Origin of the sequence: Mucilaginibacter metallidurans, from assembly GCF_003286435.2 — a bacterium.
Lineage (GTDB): Bacteria > Bacteroidota > Bacteroidia > Sphingobacteriales > Sphingobacteriaceae > Mucilaginibacter > Mucilaginibacter gossypii.
In genome coordinates, this window is sequence record NZ_CP043449.1 from 6535923 (window position 1) to 6557166 (window position 21244).

The window sequence follows — 21244 nt, forward strand, 5'->3', positions numbered from 1 at the left end:
AAATAGCAGAATTTTATGATTAATAAAGTCATTCAAAAAAACAGCATTGTAATCAGTTTTACTTTCGCACTTGTTGCAAATACATTAGAGTTTGTTGCATTGATTTCGTCCAAAACGCCTGGTTGAGCTTATCGCCGAAATCAAAAGGTTAAGAAATTGGGTTGTTTTAAAGGCCCTAAACAAATTCGTCCATAAGGTCAACGAAATGAACGAATACCATGTCACAAACACTTGTTCTCCGATAATCAAAAACTTCCTATAACTTAATTTTAAAGATTCTGACGTTTTTACCGTTTTTGGTGCGCTTGACCGTAAGCCTGAATATTTGAGCACCACACATGATCAGTATAAAGGACGTTGTTTGAAATTGAATCGATTGTGTTACGTATCGCTAATGCGATTATATGACTGGAAGCACTGATTGATGGTCCCAGAGGCCTTGATCAGGTGGTTCTGTGCCATTCGAACAACACCTTGTATTTATCGCTTCGAAATCGCAATTACTAATCAAGATTTGATATGGTCAAAGTGTAGCCGAACTATTGGTCCGCTATTTCCGAACTTCATGATCAACGGCTCGGGAATATCCAGCTACTTCCTTATTACATTTTTGGTGATTGTTAAGTAAAATCGATTAATGGCTATTTAATTTAAATTCACCACCAGCTCCATTTACGATCTGCGGTCTGCGGTAAGACGTTTTTAAACAGTCTGGGATATCCCAAAAATGATGGCGAATAAGACCCGCTGCCGCCTGATAAAAAGACGAAATATTTGAGAATAAGTCTGGAAATACCCTCTGGTCATAAATTAACAATGATATTTGCATCAACTGGGTTATATTTGTCAAAACAACACCAATTAAAATAAATTACTGAAGCCTTTATTGGTTGCTGCGAGTGACTATTCATCAAATTTTAATCATGCTTAAGTTTAAAAGCTGTTATATATTGACATGCCTGCTCTTTTTGTATGTCCCATCTCAAATTTATGGACAGGCCGCTATAAACTTTACATCTATTACAATAAAAGAAGGATTGTCTTCGAATACCGTAAATACCATTATAAAAGACCGGTTTGGATTGATGTGGTTTGGAACGGGAAACGGGCTTAACAAATTCGATGGCAGTAATTTCGTTATTTACAGGCATGGCGCATCTGGTAATAGTATTCCTTCCAACGAAGTTTTGTCAATGTTTGAAGATAAAAATGGGCGGATATGGATTGGCACCAGCGGAGGGGGGCTTTCTTATTACAACCGCAAGTTTGATCGATTCGAGCCTTTCAGGGGAGACGGTTCCTGGCCAGAAATTTCAGACATATCAGTCAGGGCTATTTGCCAGGACCACCAGGGCAAATTATGGGTAGGCACTTATGAAGATCTCCGGATAATTGATGCGAAAACCGGCAGAATTACGCCTGTTAAGATTCCGGAACCTGATAAAAAGGATGCGGGCGCGTTTGTCGTGCTCTCTTTGTTCGAAGATAGTCGACAGCGGATGTGGATTGGTACCAATTACGGGTTATACCTGTATGAATGGTCATCAAATTCTTTCAAAAGGTTTTCGCACAATGAACAGGGCAGGTACACATTAAGTAATAACACGGTTAAAGCAATCATTGAAGATAGAAAAGGCAGCATTTGGTTTGGTACGTACGACGGGCTGAACAAGTGGACAGATGATGGGCATTTTGAAATTTTTCGTTCTGGCACTCAATCGTCACTGAGTCTGGACAATAACGCAATTTTCACGATGAGCCTGGCTAAAGACGGCAAGATCTGGATCGGAACAGAGGGTGGGGTCAATTTATTCGATCCTCAACTGGAGGTTTTTCAGCAATTAACCGCAGATCCCAGGAATGCGGGCAGCCTGAAAAGCAATTCCATACGCAGCATATTTGTTGACCCTGCAGGTATATATTGGGTTGGAACTTTTACCGAAGGGATCGGAAAATACGACCCTCATCTTGCACTCTTCAATCACAAGAAAAGTGACCCTTTCGATCCTCTCGGTTTAAAATCGCCGCTTGTAACCGCTTTCGCGGAATGCAGCAGCGGTGACATTTTTGTAGGGACCGACGCAGGTATTGCTTTGCTCGACAAAAAGACAGGCCTTTTGCATTCGTATGATATACAAAGTAAGTTGAAACGCCGTGGAAGCTCACTGGCCGTAACATCACTTTATATAGACAGGAAAGGAAACTTGTGGGCGGGAACTTACCATAACGGGCTTTTCCGAATCGACACCGCTACTCATAGATATGTACAATATACAGCTGACGGCAATGGTCATGGAATTTGTAGCAATGATATTACTTGTATTAACGCCGACGCGAGTGGCAGAATTTGGATAGGTACACTGGGTCGGGGAATAGATATATATGATGAAAATAGCCATTCATTTTCACATCTGACAAGTCAAAACGGGGCCGGCGGCCAGAGCCGGAGTTTACCCGTTAACGGTTTTATTTCTTCTGTTATTCCGGGCCGGGACGGGCGCATGTGGATTGCTTCGATGGGAACTGGAATCGTAGTGCTTGATACTGAGCATCAAAAGTGGACGCATTACAATAAAAAAAATTCGGCACTGGCCGACGACGTGGTACTGAACTTATTTGTAACCAATGACGGCAGTGTTTGGTCTGGCACCAAACAGGGGATTAGCTACTTCGACGAAAATCAAAAAAAATTCATTTCTTACGGTGAAGATCAGGGCCTGGCTAATTCCTTCGTAAAATCAATTTTGCAAGACGATAAAGGTTTCCTGTGGTTAAGCACAGATCGCGGAATCAGTTCGTTTGATTACAAAAGAAGGGTTTTCCGCAATTTTACTAACGAAAACGGCGTACAGCAAGGAGCTTTTTCTTCAGGCTCAGGAATAAAAACCAGGGACGGCAATCTTTATTTTGGAGGTCAGGACGGCTTTAATTTTTTTAATCCATCGAGATTACCGGTTGTCTCTCGTCCCGGACGGGTAATTCTAAGCAATTTAACCGTTGATAATGCGATTGTAAATCCTGGAAATGAGTCACCGATTCATGAGCATATCAGTACCGCAAAAGAAATCACTTTGAAATACGGCCAAAATTTTTCCATCGGTTATGTGGCACTGGATTATACATCTCCTAAACAGAATTTATATGCTTACCGGTTAAAAGGTTTTGATAAAGCCTGGAATTATGTTCAAAATATTCGGACAGCCAGCTATACCAATATTGATCCCGGGACATACAGTTTTGAGGTGATGGCCAGTAAAGATGAAAACCACTGGAATAACCCGGTGACGACGATCAGGATAACTATATTGCCTCCGTTTTGGCGAACAGTTTATGCCTATATTGCTTACGTGGTTATTTTAGGATCGGCTTTGTTTTTCATAAGGAGACGTGGTATTCAGAAGATCCGGAGGCAATTTGAGCAGGCCCAGGAGAAACTTCAAGTCAGTCAGCTTATTGAACAGGAAAGGCGGGAAGCTGAACGTTTGCATGAGCTGGACTTGCTGAAAATAAAGTTTTTAACAGATCTAAGCCACGAGTTTCGAACCCCGGTGTCGCTGATCCTGGCCCCGGTCGAAAAACTGCTTGAAAAATCTGTTCCGGGGAATGACATTGAGGATCTGAAAATGATCAATAGAAATGGTCGCAGGTTACTCAACCTGGTCAACCAGTTGCTTGACTTTCGTAAAATGGAAGAGCAAAAGTTGAAGCTCAGCCTTTCGGCGGGAGAGATTATGTCTTTTATCACTGAGTCGTGCGAAGCATTTCAGGATCTTGCTTTAAAAAAACAGGTTACACTGGAGGTTGATGTGCAACAGGAAGAGATGCGGGCCTACTTTGACCCGGATAAACTGGAGCGGGTTATTTTCAACTTGTTGTCTAACGCATTTAAATTCACCCCTGCCGGCGGGGTGGTTTCTGTAAGCGCCCGGGCTGAAAAGAATTCGTTGTTAAGCACGGGCCTGCTGCTTAAGGTTACTGATACCGGAATTGGCATACAGGCCGATGATCTCGAAAAAATATTTGAACGCTTTTATCAATCGCGCCAAAGCAGTGCAATAGTCAACCAGGGTACCGGCATAGGCCTTTCCATAACCAAAGAATTTATAGAACTTCACGGCGGCACAATTCAGGCGGAAAGTATAGCCGGACAGGGAACAAGCTTTTTAGTAAGGCTTCCGCTCACCGCTGCGGTGGAAGCCGGTACATGCGAAACACCTCCCGTTTCTAATAAAGAAAACGTTAAAGACAGGCCGGCCGGCAGTGAAAACCCTGAACTAAAGCCAACCGTACTATTGGTAGAGGACAATGACGAATTCCGCTCTTATTTGTCGGATCATCTGAAAAAATACTATCATATTATTGAGGCGGCCCACGGTAAAGAAGGATGGCAAAAAACACTTGGCGCGCATGTTAACCTGGTTGTCAGTGATATCAACATGCCCCACATGGATGGGATTGAGTTGAGCAAAAAAATTAAAGCCGATAAACGCACCTGCCATACCCCTGTAATATTATTAACGGCAACAACCGGGGAAGAGCATCAGTTAAAAGGCCTCAAAACAGGCGCTAATGACTATCTTACGAAGCCTTTCAATTTCCAAATCCTGCAAACCAAGATCGATAACCTTCTTGATCTGAACAAAAATCTAAAAGATACATATTCCAGGCAAATACAGATGGTTAGCCCTCAGGTTGAAATGGAGTCGGCCGACGTAAAGCTTTTAAATTCGATCATGAAATATATAGAAGATCAATTAAGTGAGCCGGGGCTGTCAGTTGAAGAACTGAGCCGGCATGTGGGCATGAGCAGGGGATCACTTTATTACAAACTTCTGGAAATTACGGGGCAAACCCCGGTGGAGTACATCCGCAACGTCAAACTTGACAAAGCAGCCCAGTTGCTGGAAATCAGTGATTATAATGTAGCTCAGATCGCCTATATCACAGGCTTCGGCACACCCAGTTATTTTTCGCGGATCTTTAAAACACGCTTCGGCATGTTACCGTCGGAGTACATGATCATCAAAAGGAATATGTCTAAAAACAAGGCCACTCCTGCAATTTAAGGCGTCCTATAGCCTCCGCAGCCATCTTTTCACACAATGGTACATGTATCGGAAGCAGCATTCCGGATATTCGGGGGGGCGCGCGCTCAAGGCAAAGTAATTCAACAACACTGCAGAAACCACCCATAAGGGCATCATTGAACAAATGTATCACGAATTTTGCGATTTGTCCTACCCTAATCATTTTAAAGCGATGATCTTCGGCATAGCTATGAGGGGCATTCCTGCCGCCATGTACAATTTATAAACTAAAAAAAGCATTCTGATTTATTTGATATCGTCCGGATTAAGATCCGCATGATGTCACCGTCAATTTCGCAATCGATTGCGAAGCTGGTCATAATAAAGTTACCGTTGTGATTTAACAAACTATAAAATGAAAAACCTGATTAGAGGCCCGGACGGGAAGCATATAAAATTCAAACCTGGGCAAATTGCTCCATGGCACAAAAACTTCAATTTTTTTAAACCTGAATTATGAAAAAATCATTACAAACTATTCAAAAGAAACCATTCTTGCTGCTGCTGGCGGTTTTGCTTTCCAGCCTTACAGCATTTGGGCAAGGCAGGAAAATAAACGGTACCGTAGTCGATGAGAAGGGTCTGCCTTTACCGGGCGCTACCGTAAGGGCAAAAACAGCTAAAGCAACGTCAGTAACCGATGTTGCCGGCAATTTCACCATAACTGTCCCTCCAACCGAGAGGGCGCTTATTGTGACTTTTATTGGTTATGCCGACCAGGAAATCCAGATTAACGGGCAAACCCATTTATCCATTCGTCTTAGCCAAAGCAGTAACAGCCTTAACGATGTGATCGTTATCGGCTATGGTAGCCAAAGGCGGGAAGCTGTAACAGGTTCAGTCGCGTCGATCAGCGGCGAACGGATCCGTGATATTCCCGCGCCTAATATCAGCCAGGCTATACAAGGCAGGTTACCCGGCGTAGAGGTCTCTCAAACTTCTACAAAACCAGGTGCAACGATGCAGATCCTCATCAGGGGCCAACGGTCGCTTACTGCAAGCAATGATCCTTTGATCGTACTTGACGGTATCCCTTTTACCGGCTCTCTTGGAGATATTAACCCTAACGACGTTAAAAGTATCGATATTCTCAAGGATGCTTCCGCCACAGCTATTTATGGCTCGAGGGGAGCAAACGGCGTTGTACTTATTACCACTAACAGGGGCCAGGTGGGAGGAGCCGCTAAAATTACCTATAACGCCTATTATGGGGAGCAAAAACTTTTCGCCAGGTACCCGATGATGACCGGTCCCGAATTTTTAAAACTACGTAAAGCGGCAGGCCTGTACACTAACGCCGTAGACGAAGCTGACGACGTTAATACCGACTGGCAGAAGCTTTTTTACAGAAGCGGTATGGTTTTCAGTAATGACGTAGGTGTTTCCGGAGGCAGTCAAACGGGTACATATAATTTCGGCGGCGGCTATTATAAAAATCAGGGCCTTATTCCTACGCAGCAATATACCCGCTACTCCATGAGAGGGTCAGTGGACCAGAATGTAGGCAAATACGTTAAAGTTGGCTTTACAACTAACAATAACTATAACCTTACTGAAGGCAGCCAGGTTGGCGTTGGCAGTGTTTTGGGACTTTCGCCCCTTGCCAACCCCTATAATGCGGACGGAAGCCTGAAAAGGACGGTTAAAACGCCACTGTCTGAAAGTTTCGTGTTGACCAAAGGTATCATCAATAACCTCCACGATCAATGGCTTAACGAAACAAGAAATTACGCCACATACAACTCCGTTTATGGCGAAGTAAAAATTCCGTGGGTAGAAGGCCTGAAATACAGGGTAAACCTTGGTCTCGATTATGTGCAAAGTAACAACGGCAACTATACCGGAGTTGGGATTGGCAGTGCCACGCCTACAACGCCGTCAACAGCGGGCGTAAGCAACTCAGCCCAATATCACTGGGCGGTTGAAAATTTGCTGACCTACGACCATACTTTCGCTCAAAAGCATAACATAAATGTCGTAGCCCTGTATTCTACCGAGCAAACCAGGTACAATTCTTCCAGCATGTCGGCCAAAGATATTCCAGCTGATGCTTTCCAGTTTTATAATTTGGGTGCAGCAACCGGCGAGATCACGATCGGCAACGGCAACTACAGCCAGAGCGGCCTGATGTCCTACATGGGGCGTGTGATGTATTCCTACGATGACCGCTTCCTGCTGTCTGCCACCGTGCGCTCGGATGCCTCTTCCCGCTTAGCTCCAGGTCATAAATGGCACACTTATCCCGCGGTTTCAGCAGGCTGGAATATCATGAACGAGTCGTTCATGAAAGGCATTTCGGTCATAGATAATCTGAAACTGCGCGCGGGCTTTGGGCAAACCTCAAACCAGGCAGTAAACGCTTATCAGACATTAGGTACTTTGGGTACGCGTCAGTATAATTTCGGCGACACAAACTATGCTACGGGTTATTATGTAACCCAGCTTCCAAGTCCAACTTTAGGTTGGGAATATTCCAAGACATGGAACTATGGAATAGACTTTTCTTTGTTTAAACATCGCTTATCAGGTACTGTTGAATATTATGTTACAAATACAAACGACATCTTACTGGGCGTAGGACTGCCTCCTACCGCAGGGGTTGGAAGCTATACAGCAAACGTTGGGCGGACTCAGAACAAGGGGCTTGAGTTAAGTTTGAATGGTACGCTCATCAATAAAAACGGGTTTACCTGGGATTTGGGTATTAATATTTATGGAAACAGGAATAAACTTGTGGCGCTTGCTTCAGGTCAGACACGTGATGAGGGCAACGCATGGTTCGTAGGCCATAATATAAACGCCATATACGATTATAAGAAAATCGGATTGTGGCAGACAGGCGATCCTTACCTGAGCACCCTTGAACCGGGCGGAAATGTGGGCATGATCAAAGTGTTGTATACCGGTACTTATGACGCCAACGGCCAGCCAACAAGGGCTATCGGGGCTGCCGATCGTCAGATCATCGATGTTGATCCTAAATTCGAAGGCGGCTTTAATACGCGTGTGGCCTATAAAGGTTTTGATTTTAGTGTTGTAGGTGCCTTTAAGAAAGGGGGCACGCTCATCAGTAGCCTGTACGGCTCAGGTGGCTATCTGAACCTGATGACAGGCCGCAGTAATAACGTTCAGGAAGATTACTGGACGCCGGATAACACAGGAGCAAAATACCCGAAACCAGGCGGTATCCTGAGTGGCGATAATCCGAAATATGGCAGTACGCTCGGTTACTTTGATGCATCCTATCTCAAAATCCGGACAATGACGCTTGGCTATGATTTTAGCAAGCTGCTCTCAAAGCACGCGAATATGCGCCTGCGCACTTACTTCACCGTGCAAAATCCATTTGTATTTTTCTCGCCTTATCATAAAGAGTCCGGGATGGATCCTGAACCAAACTCTTATGGTAATGAAAACGCGGCGGTGCCCCTGTCAAACAGTCTAAGACGATTCCTGACAGTCGGCAGCAACGCCCCTTCGACCACGAATTATGTACTTGGATTGAATTTGACATTTTAACATTATCAACATGAAAACTTTAAAGATAAAAAGCGTCATAAAATCCACGCTTTTGCTAACGGTCTTATCTACGGGATGTAAAAAAGTGCTTGATGAACAACCGCGTTCCTCCTTCACCCCGGAATATTTTAAAACGGTACAGGGTGTAAATGGTGGATTAACAGCCATGTACGCTCACCTGCGTAATATTTACGGGCAGGCTTATTACTATAATTCGGGTGTTACCGGTACCGATGAAGCTACATGGGGCCAGAGCGCCGACGGAAACTTCAAAGACCTGGATTGCTCAGGCGTGGGCATTATATCTTCAACCAGTTATCCTACCAGTATCATATGGGGCGAGTCTTTTACCGACATCAACACTGCCAGCGGTGTAATCGAAAACGCCAGTGCCGTGGGGATTTCCAGCGCTCTGATTGCTGAGGCCCGCTTCTTCAGGGCATTTGATTATTTTTTGCTGGTGCAATCCTACGGCGGCGTACCGCTTGATCTGGGGTCGGGAGCGTTGAAATTTAATATCACGCCTTCAAGGACGTCGGTGCGTAATACGGTACCCGAAGTTTATACAAAGGCGATTTTCCCGGATCTGCTGCAGGCGATCAATGATCTGCCGGAAACCGGCCGGGTAACCGGCGGACTGACCAAAACGGCAGCTCGCCTTTTCCTGTCTAAAGCCTATTTAACTTATGCATGGTGGTTGCAAAATCCCAATAGTATCCCGACCTATCCCGCAAGTAACCGGACAGATCCCAATGGACACGATGCTGCGTGGTATTTTCAAAACGCCTACGATATCGCCACCACCGCAATTGATAATCCGGGCTCGTTCAAATTACAGCCAACATTTTACGATGTGAATGTTGGAACAAACGACCGTAACAGCGAAATGGTGCTTTATGCAGACCATACCCAAACCAGTGAAAAATATAACGGTTCGAGTTTGACCTACGGAAGCGGCGGCGCTCCGGATAACTTTGCCGGCTGGATGATGACCTGGAACTATCCTAACATAATCAGTGGCGGGGTGAACTCAGTTCTGCGTGAGGCAGATCAACATTTGGGCCGGCCCTGGGTCCGCATGGCCCCTACTGTTGAAGTACTGAAAAACACTTTCGCTGATAAAGTGAACGATTCGCGATATGACGGAACTTTCACAACCGTATATCGCGGAAACTGGCAAAAGGGCGGAAATACGGCCCAGACCTTAGCCAATGCCAACGGCTTGCCCGTAGCACAGGGGGGCGCGATACTCTCGTTCCTGGATAATGACGATCCGAACGTAGTGTATGCCAAAGGAAACGGGAATGTTGGTGCGGGACTGCTGCCGGGGAGATCAGATTGGGTGGTCAACCCTGGCGATATAAGCCGGATAATTTATCCGGGACTCTGGAAACTGGGGCCTTATCGTACAGATAACGGCACAGGTTTGGGACAGCCAAATGCCGGTAGTACGCGTCCCTATCCAATAGCAAAATTCTCGGAGCTATACCTGATCGCAGCAGAGGCGGCAGTTAAAGGCGCCACTGTTAAACCCGGAAAATCCGCACGTGAACTCGTTAACGTGCTGCGGGCACGCGCAGGCAAGTGGCGTTTCAATAATAATGGTAATGTAGTAAAGATTGAAGACGATAGCCAGGCTATGATGGCGGCTACTCCCGCAATCATCGACATGAACTATGTATTAGCGGAACGTTCCCGGGAATTTTATGCAGAAGGCGGCCGCTGGTTCGATCTGGTACGGACGCAAAAGTGGGGGGAACTTGCTGCTTCCTTTACAATTGCAGGAACCACCTTTGGAGACCACACGCCGGTTAAAGTTACACGTTCCATCGACTCGCATCTCTATCTTCGCCCTATTCCGCAGGGGCAAATAGATGCATTGGTTATGAGCGCTGCTGATAAGGCTGCCTACCAGAATCCGGGATACTAAGCTGGAGAAATAATGATTTTTTAATGAGGCTGTTCAATTTGTGAACAGCCTCTTAATTTCTTCCGGTCGGTGATGCTTAGCGCACAGCATTTGCATAAATTATACAATGATCTTTCTCGTGTTTGAGAGGCAATTTATACAGCTTAATGCAGCTTTCCGGTTTAACATTTGCGCAATTGTATTGCGCAGGCCTATTCGGCGAACCCTGTTTTCTTTAAAACGGAGCTTGTTCGAAAATCAATCGGGATAATTAATCCGGGGATAAAATATTGTTCATGAGGCTAATAGTCAATATATTGTAAGAAAAAAGCAGCCATACTTAAAAAAGTGACTTGCGCTATAACCCAATAAACTGACTTGCAAACCGGCACGGGCTTGTATACCCCTGTCATAACTAAACTGATAAAATTGAAAAAGACATTTTTAGCAATAATTGCAGGCTTTTTTTGTGCCGTCGCCTGGGGCCAAAACAATCAATCCGCTCTTCGGGATCTGCGTTATAAGTTATGGTACACCAGGCCCGCGACCACCTGGAATGAGGCCCTGCCGATAGGGAATGGTTTTATAGGTGGAATGGTCTTTGGCGGCGTACAGCAGGAACGCATCCAGCTCAACGAATCTACCATCTGGGGAGGCGCCCCCAACAATAACATTGATTCGGCCGCTAAGCCTCATATTGAAGAAGTACGTGTGCTTTTGGCTCAAAAAAAACACCTCGAGGCACAGGCGGCGGCCAATAAATATCTCGGCCCGAAGGGCAACAGCGGCATGCCTTATCAGCTCGCCGGCAATTTGTATATCACTTTTCCCGGCCAAACAGATGTTAGCAATTATTACCGCGACCTGGATATTGAACATGCCACAGCTACAGTACGGTACAGCTCGGGAGGTGTTCAGTATAAGCGGGAATACTTTACCTCTTTCAAAGAACATGTGTTACTGGTACGGCTGAGTGCTGATAAACCGGGAATGATCAATTGCAAGGTAAGGCTCCAGAGCCCGCTTGTACAAGAGCTTACCGCAGCTAACCAGGAAATCGTTCTTTCAGGTAAAAGCAGCGATCACGAAAATCAAAAAGGCCAGGTTAGGTTTAACATGATCGCCCGTGCAAAAAATCATGGGGGTACTATACAAACGGATACTTCCGGGATGACCATCGCCCATGCGGACACGGCGACTATTTACCTCTCCATCGGCACTAATTTCATCAACTATCACGACCTGTCAGGAAACGCGCCTGGGCGGGCCCGCAACGATATGCAGGCTGCCTGTAACAAATCGTTTAATACCCTGCGCCAATCTAATATCAGGTTTTATCAATCGTACTTTAACCGGATAAAACTGGACCTGGGCATGACAAACGCGATCAAGCTGCCCACAGATGTGCGGATACAAAACTTTGCAGGTAACAACGATGCCCAGCTGGCCGAACTGTATTTTCAATTCGGGCGTTACCTGCTGATCTGTTCGTCACAACCGGGATCACAACCGGCCAACCTCCAGGGCATATGGAACGGGGAACTGAAAGGCCCGTGGGATAGTAAGTATACCGTCAACATCAATACTGAAATGAACTATTGGCCGGCTGAGGCCACCCAACTGTCTGAGCTGGGCACGCCTTTATTTAACCTCATCAAAGATGTTTCCGTAACCGGTAAGGCAACAGCCAGGCAGATGTATGGGGCCAGGGGCTGGATGCTTCATCATAATACAGACATCTGGCGGATTACTGGTGTAGTCGACGGCGCATTCTGGGGTTTATGGCCAACCGCAAATGCCTGGCTGTGCCAGCATCTGTGGGAGCATTATCTTTTCACAGGAGATAAAAAATTTCTGAAGCAATATTACCCGGTAATGAGAGGTGCCGCTACCTATTTCGTTGATGTGCTGCAAAAAGAACCGGATCATGGCTGGCTCGTCGTAAGCCCGTCTGTTTCGCCCGAGCACGAATACATAACCGGGAGCCATGAGGTGTCGGTTGCTGCCGGGACCACGATGGATAACCAATTGGTATATGGCTTATTTACAGATGTTATATATGCTGCGGCAGACCTGAATACGGACAAAACATTTGCCGATTCGCTGAAAGCGCTGCGCGAAAAATTGCCGCCAATGCAGGTTGGCCGGTACGGGCAATTGCAGGAGTGGCTGGACGACCTTGACCGGCCAACTGACAATCACCGCCACGTATCGCACCTTTACGGACTTTTCCCGGGGAACCAGATTTCTCCTTTTATACATCCGGAATTATTCGCCGCGGCCAAAAATTCATTGGTATACCGCGGTGACGTATCTACCGGCTGGTCAATGGCCTGGAAGATTAATTTGTGGGCCCGGTTATTAGACGGCAATCACGCTTACAAGCTAATCAAAGACCAGATAAAACCAGTCATGACCGGATCCGGAGGCACATATCCCAATTTATTTGACGCACATCCCCCCTTTCAGATTGACGGCAATTTTGGCTGCACTTCGGGGATCACCGAAATGTTGATGCAAAGCCATGATGCTGCAATCTATCTGCTGCCTGCTATGCCCGACGACTGGGATAAAGGCAGCGTAAACGGGCTGATGGCCCGTGGCGGATTCAAGATAGACCTGGCATGGTCAGGCCGTCACCTAACAAAACTCGTTATACATTCGGCCCTTGGCGGGAATTGCCGGCTGCGTGTTAACGAACTGCTGAACAACCGGATGTTAAAAAAAGCAAACGGGGTTAACAGCAATCGATTCTATCGTATCACCGACATCGCGCAACCCATCATCAAAAAAAACGATAAAGATCTAAGCGTAAAACTCCCGAAAAGTTATTTATATGATCTTCCAACCCTGGCAGGTAAAACATACCGCGTTATTTGAGTAATTAATACGATGAGTTGTAGTAGCAATTTCCCGCTATAAACATATAAAAGGGAATTGGCCGGCGATATGATAAAAAAATGCCGGACAACCCGGGCTATCCAGCCCCGTCAAATTAAGCATCGAAGTATAAATGCCCTGCCTGCTGCCTTTGGAAAACAATATTAACAAAGATGAAACAAACCCAATTTAAACTTATCTGCACACTCATGGCGGCGGTTTTCACCGTAAGTCAGGCCGCCGCCCAAACAAAAGAAAAACAAACATTTTTATCTCCTCCCCTCGTCAGATCGATTTATACCGCAGATCCCTCCGCACATGTTTTCAATGGTAAAATTTATATTTACCCTTCTCATGACATTGACACAGCCGTAACCGACAACGGCAGCGGCGATCACTTTGCGATGAGGGATTATCATATCCTTTCGCTCGATCATATCAACGGGCCGGTAACCGATCACGGGGTAGCCCTCGATATAAAAAATATCCCCTGGGCAGGAAGGCAGCTATGGGCGCCGGATTGTGCTTACAAAAATGGCGTGTATTACCTTTACTTTCCGGTGAAGGATAAACAAGATGTTTTCCATATTGGTGTCGCTACTTCCAAAAATCCCGCGGGGCCTTTTAAAGCGGAACCACAGCCAATTGAAGGCAGTTTTAGTATCGATCCGGCGGTTTATACAGATTCGGATGGCCAAAGTTATATGTATTTTGGCGGTATCTGGGGAGGTCAGTTACAGCAATGGGCCACGGGTAAATACCAGCCCAACGGTTCCAAAACCGACCTTCAGAACGATGATGCCCCGGCGCTCAGCTGTAAAGTGGTCAGGCTAAGTTCGGATATGAAGCATTTTGAGGGGCCGGTGAAGGATGTTATTATCCTGGACGAGAGCGGGCGACCGCTGCTGGGAAAAGACCATGACAGGCGTTTTTTTGAAGGGCCCTGGATGCATAAATTTAAAGACAAATACTATTTCACCTATTCTACAGGTGACACGCATTACCTGGCATACGCTACAAGTGATAAGCCATTCGGCCCCTTCAGCTATAAAGGAATATTTTTGAAACCGGTGCAGGGTTGGACCACGCACCATTCTATTGTGGAGTTTAAAGGAAAATGGTACCTGTTTTACCACGACACGGAAATCTCCGGCAAAACACACCTGAGAAATGTTAAGGTAACGCCGCTTTACCACCGTTCAGATGGCAGTATAGCCCTGATTGACCCGTTTAAATCAAAATAAAATTTAGAATAAGCTACGGTCTTCAATTGGGCTAAAGACCGTAGCTTATTAATTTATTACCTTTTTTCCGCCCAGGGATGGCAATCGGAAAGCACTGAGAACGCCTGCCTTTATGATCAATTAGTTTCGGGCAGGGACAGCTTATTTAAATGATAATGATCTTATTGCCAATGCATTCTTAGATCCTTTTATCTTAACATATAGATCATGCTGACCGGCAATGGGCGGTATCTTTGCAGATATGGCCGACCATTTATTCAATGAGCCCGTACTTTTAACCGGTATAACGGCGATTCTCCTGCCCTCTTTGTTTAGGTCATCGATCCATATTTCAACGCTGCCGTTACTAAGCGCCGCGGCGGTCAAAAAAATACTGGTTGCTTGGTTTGCCCCTCTCCCCATACCCACTCCGCCTAACATCACCCAACCTCCGGCATCATTATTTAAGATAGCGCCATCAACCTGAGATAACGTAACGCCCCAATAATTATTGGCGCCTGCTAAAGGCTGCTCCGAATAACCGTCTTTATAAACGAAAAGATCGAAATCAGCTTCCTTGCCTTCAGCAAAAAGGCCCAGGCTGGTACCTACCCACGAATTAAAATTAGGCTGGGCTTTGTCCAGTTCACTTGCATTGATGACCGTACCGATTTGATGCCATTGCAGACCATCAGAACTGTAGTAACCGGTTAGCTCATGCGCTTTTCGCTCCAGCTTTAGCCATACGTTTTCCCCAATTTTGTTTTCTGTGCTGAACGACTGGCCGCCCATCGCGAAATTGAATGTTTTTCTGCCTCCTTCAAACCCAGTACAAAGACGCACGTTTACCGATTCATTGCCGGAAGCAAGGTAAATGCCCGCCTCTTGCCCCGATGCCAGGGCATTCAGCCTTACCCGCGTAACGAGCGAATAATAATGTCCCGCCTCTTTTTGCAGAATGTGGGTCCTGCCAATTTTCGGCTTAAGCCTAAGCCAGCCTTTATTGTCAGTGACTGAATACTGTTGCGCAGCGTTCTTGTTGAAAAAATGCCAATACAACGACAAATTTGAACTTGAAAATTCATCCGACCTCGGTAAGCGCCAGGCCAGGCCGTTATTTGTAAGATTTGGACGTGCAAGGGGCATATCTGAGGGATAAGGAACGAACGGACGGCCGTCGGCTGTCCACTGAACCTGCAAAATCAGGTCCTGCCTTCCCTGGCCGCTCCAGTCGTCCCCTTTGGGTGCATCGTAACTTTGAGCGATACACCACCAGGTACCGTCACTTAACCGAAATGGAGACGACATGTGATTGACTGATCTGAACCTGTTATCCGGATCTTTTGAAAACGCGAATATTTTTCCAAGGTTCTCCCATTTCGCTGAATCCGCAGTAAGTGATCTTGAACGAAGTACATACTGCCCGCCTGTAACATCACCAGCCATGAAGTAATAATACCAGCCATCCCTCTTACACATCACAGGGCCCTCAGCCCAGCTGTATTTCTTGTCATGATTGATCCAGTCCAGGTTAATCAATTTGCCTGTCAGGTGGCCGGAACGATCGATCTGCTGTATGCGGTTAGCTGTCTGACTGGCTTTAATGATCATGTAAGGCGTGCCGTCGTCATCTACGAAAATAGAATTATCGTAGCCGATAGGCCCTGTATCCGGGGTTGTTTTAACTTTTTCAGGCGCAGACCATGGCCCCGACGGTTTCGTGGCGCTTGACATGTATTGCCCGCCCCCTGCGCTGTTTGAAAAATAAATACGATAAACGCCATAAAAATAGGTTATTGCGCCTTGCCAAATGCCGGCACCCGGCGCCCCGGACTTTAACTCATCCCAATCCGCGGGCACAACCCTTGAAATGAGCTCCCAATGCAACAGGTCTTTGGAATGGAGAATCGGTAAATTAGGGACGAAATGAAAACTGGAGCCGCACATGTAAAAGTGATCGCCAACTTTTAAGAGCGTCGGGTCCGGATGATCCCCGGCGAGCACCGGATTAACATAAGTTTTAACCTGGTTTGCTGCATCCCGGGGGTAAGGGGCCGGCTTGATATCTTCTACCTTATTGAACTGGGCCATAGCGCCATGATACCAGAAGATAGAACAAACAACTATTAAATTACAACGGAAAATAATGGATTTGAAAGTCATCAGTGTACAAATGAATATAAGACCTAAAAATATGGTTACAGCATTCGCCCGGATGTCCTGTATGTAACTAATCGTACAACGAATGTGCAAAACCGCCATATTGATAACGCTCATTGCAGATATCGAATAGCTGATTATCCATATTGTCATTAGACTTTAGATGACATGATCAAAGGTGCCGAATTATCAAAACAAGACTATTGTTCCATTTTTAAGTCATTGCGGCAATAGTAATGAGTATAAAAAAAGGTAAAAAGTGTCTTTCCTGTATGTGTCTTTTTTATAAAAAACTGTTAAGAGTTGTACTGTGTGCTTTCCTGCTGATATAGTGAGTATCTTCCGGGCTGAACGTGTGCAAGGCGTCCGATTTGTCACTTATAATGACTATAACAAATGATAAACATTAGGCACAATTGACGTATTACCGGGCCTTTTGTAATATCCGCAGGGCCGGTTGGTTTAAATTTTCGGCGAATTAAAAAAAATATTCAATTTTAATTATTTAAGACACGTTTATGAAAACAGTTGTCAGGTACCTTATTAATGCTTCAGCGCTGTTGTTTTGCTTTCAAACTTCAACAGCACAACAGTTTGTCCATCCGGGGCTGCTTCAAAGCCGCGAAGACCTGGCCAGAATAAAAAACGGCGTTGCCATGCGCATTGAGCCCATTTTTACGGGCTATAATGAATTAAAAGATAATCGCCAGTCGCAGTTCGATTATAAAATGCAGGGGCCAATGGAGATGGTTGGCCGAAATCCTACCGTGGGCCAGGGTGTTTATGATGCTGACGCTAATGCGGCCTATCAGAACGCCATCATGTGGACCATAACAGCCGATCAACGTTATGCGGAAAAAGCAAAACAAATTATTGATGCCTGGGCATCGACATTAAAATCCATAAAAGGCCGTGACGCCGTATTAATGGCCGGTCTTGGACCGTTCAAAATGGTTAATGCCGCGGAAATTTTGCGCTATACCAATTCAAACTGGGCACCTCTCAAAATTAAGCAGGCTGAGAAGCACTTTAAAGAAGTGGTTTATCCGGTTATTAAAGATTTTGCACCTTTTGCTAACGGCAACTGGGATTCAGCTGCACTAAAAACAATGATGGCCATAGCTGTATTCTGCAATGACCGGCCAATGTTTGAACGCGCGATTGTTTACTATCAACATGGCGAAGGCAACGGCAGCCTGCCCAATTATATTATTAATGAAGAAGGACAGTGTCAGGAAAGCGGAAGAGACCAATCGCATACGCAATTAGGTATTGCGCATCTTGCCGATTGCGCCGAGATAGCGTGGCAACAGGGACTAAACCTTTACGGTATACTCAATGATCGCCTGCTCAGGGGCTTCGAGTATACCGCGAAATATAATTTGGGGGAGGATGTTCCTTATTTGCCCGCAATGGACCGGACCGGAAAATATTTGCATGCGCAGATAGCTACAGAAGGGCGCGGCAAACTGCGTGCGGTTTATGAAGAGGTATTTAATCACTATGTTCACCGGGCGAATAAAACGGCCATTTTTACACAGAAAGCTGCTGAAAAGGTACGGCCGGAACCGCAAGGCACGCCAGGTGCAGACCATATTGGCTTCGGTACTTTATTGTACACACGCAGTATACAAACTATTGATCCCTATGCAACCATTACGCCCTGCACACCGTCGGGATTGATGGCCGTGCCCGAGAATGGGTCCATTCAATTGACGTGGGTACCGGTACGGGGAGCCACTTTTTATCAGGTTAAAAGGGCGGTCAACAGGAAAGGAAAGTTTAAAATAATTTCCACCAGGGTTACCAATGCACAGTTTCAGGATAAAAACGTAGCATCGGGGCGCAAGTATGTGTATACCGTATCGGCGGTGAATAATAAAGGTAAAAGTATGGATGCCTATCCTGCTGCTGTTACAGCGGGATTGCCCGCCGGATGGTCGGTTACCGATCTCGACCCCAAATCAAAAAAAGGACAAGCACGGTCATTGGATTCTGGTTTTACTGTTGAAGGTACCGGCATGGGATTTACCGGAAACGAAGAGCAGGCTACCTACATCCATCACAAATTAGTGCCTTATCAAACGCTCGCCATTCATTACCAGCCGCAGTTGACTTCGCAGTTCACCGGCTTCGGCATTTCGTTCCGGCAGTCTGCGAAGGAAAAGGGGACCGGGGTAAATTTGCTGATCTATCCAGAAGTTTCGCAACAACTTGAGGCTCCAAAATGGGTAGTAACCTGTACGGCACGGCTTCACCCGGGCGATAGTTTAACACAGGTGGGAGCAACGTTCGATATAAAAGAACCCGTGATATCTTTTAACCGTATGACGGGCGGTTGCTGGTTGAAGTTGGTTCAGGAACAAAACCAGGTAAACGCGTTTTATTCCGCAGATGGCAAAGAGTGGCAACTGATCGGGACTGTAGCACAAAACCTGTCGCTGACAGAAGCCGGCATAATTGTTTTTTCAGACCTTGAAGCGGTATCTACAACGGTCAGGTTTGATCAGGTTAGGTTAGAATAACCTTTTAAAAATATTAATATAGCCGGAAATGCTGACATCGTCAGGTCGGGTTTATATAACAAAAAGTCTATTTGGAACAACAATATTCTTTTTGATACCCATAAATTCGTATCAACCATTTAGCCTGAGCAAACAAAGCCGTGATCATATCTGCTGGTTGCACCATCAATTTTGGTATGCCTGCGGTTGAAAAGCCCGGATTTTTACAGGACTTGATAAGCCGGGTCGACTGAGGTGCAATTATAAACTTTGTTTAAACTGGTTATGACCTTACAGAATTTTAAACCGGAAAAATGAAAACTAAGCTTTCCCTGATTTTTTAATACTATGTTCGGTAATATTTCTTTTGCGCCCGTTATTGCGGGCCTTGTTTTAGCCCTGCTTTGTTTTAATAAAGCCAGTTGCCAGCCTAAACAAGTAGCCCCGCTATGGGGCAACTGGACTCACTGGGGCGACCAACCCGACGGTAGTTACCGTAACCCTGTTTTACCCGGTGATTACAGCGATGTGGATTGCATCCGGGTGGGTACTGACTATTATGCTGTATCTTCTACGTTTCAGTATTCGCCTGGTTTTGTGATCCTGCACTCCAGGGACCTGGTGAACTGGCGCATCCTGGGGCACGCCGTCAACGATATTTCGGTGATTTCGCCCGCTATGAATTACACCAGGATGGACCGTTATGGCCGTGGGATCTGGGCGGGGGCCATACGCTATCACAACAACCGTTTCTGGATCTACTTCGGAGATCCGGATGAGGGTTATTTTATGAGTTCGGCTACACGGCCCGAAGGCCCCTGGGCACCTTTAAAACATGTACTGAGCGAAAAAGGCTGGGACGACTGCTGCCCGTTTTGGGATGATGACGGCCAGGGCTACCTGATAGGCACCAGGTTTGCCGACAACTATAAAATCCACCTGTTTAAAATGTCGGCCGATGGCTCGGTGATTAACCGGGAAAGCGACAAGGTGATCTACCAATCGCAGGGCAGCGAGGCAAACAAGCTGTACAAAATTAATGGCTATTATTACCACCTGTTTAGCGAGGTGCGCAACAACGTAAGGGTGCTCATGATGGAGCGGGCCAAAAACATCCGGGGCCCTTACGAAGGCCCACAGCAATTGAACGAAGGTCAGCCGCAATTTAACGAACCCAACCAGGGCGGATTAGTACAGGCTGCTGACGATAAGTGGTACTTTTTGACCCACCATGGCTCGGGCGATTGGTCGGGCCGGATATTGAGCCTGTTACCTGTAACCTGGACTAATGGCTGGCCTATCATTGGCCGGCCTAATGCAGCGGGCCTTGGCGAAATGGTGTGGCAGGCCCCTATGCCCGTAACCGGCACCGGTCGGGTTGTTCCGCAAAGTTCGGATGAGTTTAACGGCAACACGCCTGGCCCCCAGTGGGAATGGAACTACCAGCCCCGCGCCGGCAAATGGTCCTTAACTCAGCGAAGAGGCTGGCTCAGGCTGCACGCCTTCAAACCGCTCAAAAACTATTTGTTATATGCCGGCAACACCATAACCCAGCGCTGCTACCGCACCAACGCCAACGAGGCCACCGTTAAAATTGACCTGAGCGGTATGGCTAACGGCCAGCGCGCCGGGCTATCGCACTTTGGAGCACCCCATTATGCGGCGGCCGGTATAGTGCAAACCAGCAGCGGTAAACAGTTGCAGTTTTTTACTGAAAATGCCGTAACCGACGGCCCCATCATCAAGAGCAATAGCATTTGGTTACGCACAGCGTGGGGCCTGGATGGCAAAAGTAATTTTACGTACAGCACGGATGGCAGGCATTTTAAACCCATTGGTGAAACCTATCAGTTAAGATGGGGATCATACAGGGGCGACAGGCTGGCCATCTACAGTTTTAACGACCTGCAAGATGCCGGTTTTATTGATGTTGATTACCTGCACTATCAATATTCCCATTAA

At 46.2% G+C, this 21244-nt stretch carries 8 protein-coding genes; 7 read left to right on the plus strand and 1 reads right to left on the minus strand.

The genetic code is table 11. The annotated features are described in order from the left end of the window. Positions 1–923: 923 nt before the first annotated feature. The 5 genes from DIU38_RS28125 (at position 924) to DIU38_RS28145 (ending at position 14639) form a co-directional block, all read left to right on the plus strand. Positions 924–5066, plus strand: coding sequence for a hybrid sensor histidine kinase/response regulator transcription factor (locus DIU38_RS28125; RefSeq protein ID WP_112653034.1), 4143 nt, complete (start codon positions 924–926; stop codon positions 5064–5066). Between the two features lie 477 nt (positions 5067–5543). After that, on the plus strand, positions 5544–8606 hold the full coding sequence (locus DIU38_RS28130; RefSeq protein ID WP_112653032.1) for a SusC/RagA family TonB-linked outer membrane protein: 3063 nt from the start codon (positions 5544–5546) through the stop codon (positions 8604–8606). Positions 8607–8616: 10 nt separating this feature from the next. Beyond that, positions 8617–10536 carry a RagB/SusD family nutrient uptake outer membrane protein gene (locus DIU38_RS28135; protein WP_112653031.1) on the plus strand — a complete coding sequence of 640 codons (1920 nt, stop codon included), beginning with the start codon at positions 8617–8619 and terminating at the stop codon, positions 10534–10536. A gap of 408 nt (positions 10537–10944) precedes the next feature. Continuing rightward, the gene (locus tag DIU38_RS28140; protein WP_243770629.1) at positions 10945–13395 is read left to right on the plus strand and encodes a glycoside hydrolase family 95 protein; all 2451 of its coding nucleotides are present in this window, start codon (positions 10945–10947) and stop codon (positions 13393–13395) included. 173 nt (positions 13396–13568) lie between these two features. Continuing rightward, complete coding sequence (locus DIU38_RS28145; protein ID WP_112653030.1) at positions 13569–14639, plus strand: glycoside hydrolase family 43 protein; 1071 nt, start codon at positions 13569–13571, stop codon at positions 14637–14639. A gap of 141 nt (positions 14640–14780) precedes the next feature. Here DIU38_RS28145 and DIU38_RS28150 read toward each other — a convergent pair whose 3' ends face one another. Then, positions 14781–16931: a family 43 glycosylhydrolase gene (locus DIU38_RS28150; RefSeq protein WP_208057670.1), complete on the minus strand. Its 2151-nt coding sequence runs from the start codon at positions 16929–16931 to the stop codon at positions 14781–14783. A 365-nt stretch (positions 16932–17296) separates the two neighbouring features. Between DIU38_RS28150 and DIU38_RS28155 the strand changes: the two genes are divergently transcribed. Together DIU38_RS28155 and DIU38_RS28160 are read left to right on the plus strand one after the other, a co-directional pair. Further along, a complete protein-coding gene (locus DIU38_RS28155; protein ID WP_112653028.1) occupies positions 17297–19303 on the plus strand; it encodes an alginate lyase family protein in 2007 nt (668 codons plus the stop codon). A gap of 327 nt (positions 19304–19630) precedes the next feature. Then, on the plus strand, positions 19631–21244 hold the full coding sequence (locus DIU38_RS28160) for a glycoside hydrolase family 43 protein (protein ID WP_112653027.1): 1614 nt from the start codon (positions 19631–19633) through the stop codon (positions 21242–21244).